At 64.8% G+C, this 3,895-nt stretch carries 3 protein-coding genes; 2 read left to right on the top strand and 1 reads right to left on the bottom strand.

Translation table 11 applies throughout. From position 1 onward, the window contains the following. Positions 1 to 15 precede the first annotated feature (15 nt). Positions 16 to 822 (bottom strand): N-acetylmuramoyl-L-alanine amidase, encoded by an 807-nt coding sequence (locus tag XAXN_RS19730; RefSeq protein ID WP_054320776.1) that lies wholly within the window; start codon positions 820 to 822, stop codon positions 16 to 18. A 369-nt stretch (positions 823 to 1,191) separates the two neighbouring features. On the opposite strand from XAXN_RS19730, the gene XAXN_RS19725 reads away from it, so the two are divergent. Together XAXN_RS19725 and XAXN_RS19720 are read left to right on the top strand one after the other, a co-directional pair. Beyond that, positions 1,192 to 2,601, top strand: coding sequence for an SH3 domain-containing protein (locus XAXN_RS19725; RefSeq protein ID WP_054320775.1), 1,410 nt, complete (start codon positions 1,192 to 1,194; stop codon positions 2,599 to 2,601). Continuing rightward, positions 2,601 to 3,698: a dipeptide epimerase gene (locus XAXN_RS19720; protein WP_054320774.1), complete on the top strand. Its 1,098-nt coding sequence runs from the start codon at positions 2,601 to 2,603 to the stop codon at positions 3,696 to 3,698. The genes XAXN_RS19725 and XAXN_RS19720 overlap by 1 nt, the downstream gene beginning before the upstream one ends. Positions 3,699 to 3,895 lie beyond the last annotated feature (197 nt).

Here is a 3,895-nt window from a genome sequence, read left to right as displayed (position 1 = left end):
GCCGGGACTGAACACCTAGTGGTTGTCGCCTTCGGTTGGCTCAAGCGCCGGTCGCGGGCTGGAAGGTCTCGCGTGGTTGGTCAACGCCGACAAGATGCGCAGATCTTCGGCATCCAGGGTGGTGGCGCTGTTGCCGCGGTAGTGGTGGTGAAATGCCTGCAGGGTAGCGGCCGGATCGTCGATGCTGTAGCCGATCAGCGCAAGCGCCTGCCATGGGTCGAAACCTTCCGGGGCTGCAGGCGCGTCGGCCGCGGGCCAGCGGCCGAAACCGGCGTCGGCCAGGCGCTTCCAGGGGAAGAGCGGGCCGGGGTCGTTCTTGCGCGTCGGGGCCACATCTTCGTGACCAACGATCTGCGTGCGTGGAATACGCAGGCGCTTACACAGGTCGTCCAGCAACACCAACAGGCTGTCGATCTGCGCCGGCGCGAATGGCTCGCTGCCGTCGTTGTCCATTTCGATGCCGATCGAGGCCGAATTGATGTCGGTGATGGTGCCCCAGCGACCGACCCCGCCGTGCCAGGCGCGCTGCGCATCGCTGACCAACTGGTAGCGCTGCCCGTCTTTGCCGATCAGGTAGTGCGCACTGACGCGCCCATCGCTGTTGCGGCCGCGCAGCGTACTCAGGCTTTGCTGGACTGAATGCTGGTCGGTGAAGTGCAACACGATCAGGATCGGTCGCCGCGTATCGTAATTGGGCGATGGCACCCACTGCGCCAGCGGGTTGCGCTGCGGTGCGTGCGCACAGGCACCCAACGACAGCGCGACCAGGCAAACGGCGGTCCGCAGCCACACTGATGACGAGAGAGGAAAGCTGGGCAGCACGGATTTCTCCTGGGAAGGCCGGACGACCTGCGTAACACCATTATCCACCCAGTTGTGCTCGCGCGGCCGCCTGCCGATGGAAGCGTGGGCAGCGCAGTGCCTTGCGCGCTGCCATCATTGGTGCGTTTGTGGTGTCTCCCAAGCTTGGCAAGAAGCACCATTGCAGTGGCAGCAGCAGCCACCAGCGTGTTTACGGCTGCGGCGACGATGGTCACGGGCTTCCTGCACGCTCCGCACCAACGCGCCCCAAGCGTCCACTGCCGGCAATAGTCGCCACGCAGCCAGGACAGGTGGATACGCTCTGCGCCGCATGCCACTATCGGCCTTGCCTCGCAGCTCGCCAGCGGCTGCCTTCATCCTGAGCCCTGCATGCCATTGTCGCGCCACCTGCTGATGTTGCTGCTGATCGCGCTTGCGCTGCCCTGCGGCGCCGCCCCAGCACCTGCTGCCACGGCAGTTGCCCAAGCACCACCCTTCGTCGTCAACGATGCACAGCTCACCCCGGAGTATTGGATCCAGCGCAGCAGCAACGCGCAGATTCCGCGAGTCAATCCCGCGCAGATCGCCGAGGTCAATGCACGCCTGCTGCGCGACGATGCATCGATGCACGACATCGCGCAACTTCCACACGCACTGCCCGCGACCGACGTGAGAGCGCGTATCGACGCGTTATCGGCAATACCGACACGTCCGCTGTACGACGCAGATGGGCGGCTTCTGGATACCGCACGCTTGGCGACATTGCGCAATTCCTTGGCACTGGATGCGCTTCCCGCACAGGTGCCACTGCGTTTTGCGCTGGTGGTGACGCGTGCAGCGTTGCGAACCTTTCCCACCGCGCAGCGCGTGTTCGCCAGCCACGACGACCGCGATATCGACCGCTTCCAGGAATCGGCACTGTATCCCGGCACGCCGGTGGCTGTCCTGCACAGCAGCGCCGATGGCGCGTGGAAGTTCGTGGTCGCCGCCAATAACGCTGCCTGGGTCGCAAGCACGCAGCTTGCCGAAGGCAGCCGCACCGAGGTGCTGAATTACGCACAACGCAGCCCGCGTCTGATCGTCACCGCAGCCCGCGTGCAAACTGCCTACACGCGCGAAAGCCCGGCGATTTCCGCACGTGCACTGGACATGGGCACCAGCCTGCCCTTGCTCGGCGACTGGCCGCCGCAGCAGCCAGTCAACGGACAATTGCCGCTAGCGGCCTACGTGGTGCAACTGCCACTGCGCAGTGCCGATGGGCGTTTGCAGTTGGTGCCCGCACTCATCCCGCGCGGTGCCGATGTGCGCATCGGCACCTTGCCCGCCACCGAGGCCGCACTGCTCCGGCAGGCATTCAAATTCCTCGGCGAACGCTATGGCTGGGGCAACGATTACGACGCGCGCGATTGCAGCGGTTTCGTGCTGGATGTCTATCGCAGCCTCGGTATCGCGCTGCCCCGCAATACCGGCGACCAGGCGCGCAGCACAGTGTTGCACGGTGTCGCGTTCGATGCTGGCGCGCCGTTGGCGCAACGCCTGCAACAGCTCGCACAGCTGCAGATTGGCGATCTGATCTACATTCCAGGCCATGTGATGCTGGTGATCGGACATGCAGATGGCGCGCCATGGGTGATCCATGATGTGGCCGGGGCCAGTTACCGCGCTGCCGATGGCAGCGTGCAGCGCGCGCGTTTGAATGGTGTGTCGGTCACCCCGTTGCTGCCGTTGCTTGCCAGCGATGGCACTGCATTCATCGACCACATCACCCGCATTCAACGCGTTTTTCCAACGGGCACCTGATGAAGATCACCGGCTTCCGGCTTGGCATGCTGCGCGTGCCCTTGAAAACACCGTTCAAGACGGCCGTGCGCACGGTGCAGGCAATCGAGGACGTGGTGGTGCTGTTGCAGACCGACAGCGGCCACATCGGGTATGGCGCCGCGCCAGCGACCGCGCCCATCACCGGCGACACCCATGGCAGCATCATTGCCGCGATCAAACACTGCATCGGCCCCAAGCTGATGGGCCAGGACGTGGCCGATCTCAACCGGCTATGCGGGCTCGTTCAACACGCGCTCGAACGCAACACCAGCGCCAAGGCCGCCGTGGAAATTGCACTGTACGATCTGTGGGCGCAGGCGTTCGGCGCGCCGCTGTACCAACTGCTCGGTGGCGGCACGCCGCGCCTCACGACCGACATCACCATCAGCGCCGATACCATCGACACCATGGTGGCGCAGGCGCAAGCGGCGCTCGCGCGCGGCTATCGCGCACTGAAGATCAAGGTCGGCAAGGACATCGAGTCGGATGTCGAACGCGTCACGGCAATCCATACCGCAGTCGCCGGGCGCGCATCGCTGCGGCTGGATGCCAATCAAGGCTGGACGCCCAAACAAACGGTGCGCACCATGCGCACGCTGGAAGATGGCGGCATCGCGCCGGAGCTGCTGGAGCAGCCTGTCAGGGCCGCCGACCTCGACGGGCTCGCCTTCGTCACCGCACGCATTGACACGCCGGTGATGGCCGACGAGAGCGTCTTCTCGCCCACGCAGGTGATCGAGCTGATTCAGCGTCGCGCCGCCGACATCATCAACATCAAGCTGATGAAGACCGGCGGGCTGTCCAATGCCATCCGTATCGCCGACATCGCCGGGTTGTATGGGTTGCCATGCATGATCGGTTGCATGATCGAATCCAGCATCAGCGTCGCCACCGCGGTGCATCTGGCGGTGGCCAAGGCCGACAGCATCACCCTGGCCGATCTGGATGCACCTGCGCTCGGGCAGTTCGACCCCAACGAGGGCGGCGTACAGTTCGACGAGGCGCAGATCCACATCGACGATTCGCCGGGACTGGGCATCCGCCGCATTCGTGGGTTGGAACTGCTGCCGGCCTGACAGCGGCTGACGTGATGCAGCTCACAGTCCCCGGGTGGAACTAGACCACGCCGGAAACCAGGGGCGTCACAGCGGTACTCGCCGATTCCGGGCAACGGACGTGCCTGCCCGAGGCCAGGCACGCCCATGCACCACAGGGCCGCGTTGCTGGGTACAGTAGCGACCACGTGTATCGCCCTTAGAGGGTGTTTACATAA

The organism is Xanthomonas axonopodis, from assembly GCF_001304695.1.
In the GTDB taxonomy this organism is placed as follows: domain Bacteria; phylum Pseudomonadota; class Gammaproteobacteria; order Xanthomonadales; family Xanthomonadaceae; genus Xanthomonas; species Xanthomonas axonopodis.
Note: the sequence above shows the minus strand (reverse complement) of the source record. Positions and strands in the feature narration are given on the sequence as shown.

Excerpts from the sequence above, each read along its gene's own strand:
- XAXN_RS19725 (WP_054320775.1), top strand. The coding sequence starts at position 1,192 with ATGCCATTGTCGCGCCACCTGCTGATGTTGCTGCTGATCGCGCTTGCG.
- XAXN_RS19720 (WP_054320774.1), top strand. The coding sequence starts at position 2,601 with ATGAAGATCACCGGCTTCCGGCTTGGCATGCTGCGCGTGCCCTTGAAA.